The sequence below is a fragment of the Faecalibacterium langellae genome (genome assembly GCF_002549775.1).
GTDB classification, from domain to species: domain Bacteria; phylum Bacillota; class Clostridia; order Oscillospirales; family Ruminococcaceae; genus Faecalibacterium; species Faecalibacterium langellae.
In genome coordinates, this window is sequence record NZ_NMTR01000040.1 from 1 (window position 1) to 1,411 (window position 1,411).

Here is a 1,411-nt window from a genome sequence, read left to right on the forward strand (position 1 = left end):
TATTCCAATTTTGCGTACTTTGGCTAACTCTTTGACATCTGACAAGGTGACTCGTATCCTTGGTGTGCTTAACGGTACATCTAAATTTATGATGACTAAAATGGTTGATGAAGGTTGGTCATATGAGGACGCCCTCAAGACTGCTCAAGAACTTGGTTATGCTGAAAGTGATCCAACCAACGACGTTGAAGGGTATGACGCCGCTTATAAAGCTGTTATCCTTAGCCAATTTGGTTTTGGTGCTACAATTGATTTTGACGACGTTTCTCACAAAGGCATTACGAACATCTCTACAGACGATGTGGCTGTTGCTCAAGAATTGGGTTATGTTATCAAATTGGTTGGTGATGTGCGTGAAGTGGAATCAGGTATCTCAGCAGAAGTATCACCAACATTCTTGCCAAAAAATCACCCACTTGCTAGCGTCAACGATGTTATGAATGCAGTCTTTGTTGAATCTATCGGTATCGGTGAATCTATGTATTACGGTCCAGGTGCTGGTCAAAGACCAACAGCAACATCTGTTTTGGCAGACATTATCCGTATTGCTCGTCGTCTTTCAGATGGCAATGTGGGTAAACCATTTAATGAGTTCCGTCGTGACTTGCCATTGGCTAATCCAGCGGACGTTAAGAGCAATTACTACTTTGCCCTTGATACGCCAGACGAAAAAGGTAAAATCCTTCACTTGTCTGAAATCTTCAACTCAGAAGATATTTCATTTGAACAAGTCTTGCAACAAAAAGCAAATGGCACAACAGCTCGTATCGTTGTGATTACACATGCTATGTCTAAGACACAACTCAAAGCTGTTACTGAAAAACTTGAAGCAGCAGAAGATTTCACAGTTGTCAATACATTGAAAGTTTTGTCTAACTAATTGATAAGCCCATACTGGTGCGTATAAGAAAGGTATTCAAGGAGAAAAGTCGCTAATAGCTTTCCTCCTTTTGGTGTGTTATTATGAAAATTACTGTTCCAGCAACATCTGCCAATATTGGTCCAGGTTTTGATTCTGTGGGTGTTGCCGTCTCTAAATATTTGACAATTGAGGTGCTTGAACCAGCAGATGTATGGTTTATTGAACATGATTTGGGAGATATTCCTTCAGATGAAAATAACCTCCTCATTTCAACTGCCTTGCAAGTTAAGTCTGATTTGCAGCCCCATAAATTGGTGATGACATCAGATATTCCCTTGGCGCGTGGGCTTGGTTCTTCTAGCTCAGTTATTGTCGCAGGGATTGAGTTAGCCAATCAATTGGCAGATCTGAAGCTCTCAGATGACGATAAACTTGATATTGCAACCAAGATTGAAGGTCACCCAGACAATGTTGCCCCAGCTATCTTTGGAAATCTCGTTGTAGCCTCTTATGTGGATGAACATGTTAATAGCATCGTTACAGAGTTTC

At 40.9% G+C, this 1,411-nt stretch carries 2 protein-coding genes; both read left to right on the plus strand.

Annotated features, from left to right (window positions below; all coding sequences use genetic code 11):
• A partial coding sequence (locus CGS49_RS13475) for a homoserine dehydrogenase (protein ID WP_143405881.1) occupies positions 1–880 on the plus strand: 880 nt, incomplete at its 5' end.
• Between the two features lie 83 nt (positions 881–963).
• Positions 964–1,411, plus strand: a 448-nt coding sequence (locus CGS49_RS13480) for a homoserine kinase (protein WP_097802293.1), incomplete at its 3' end; no start/stop codon positions are given.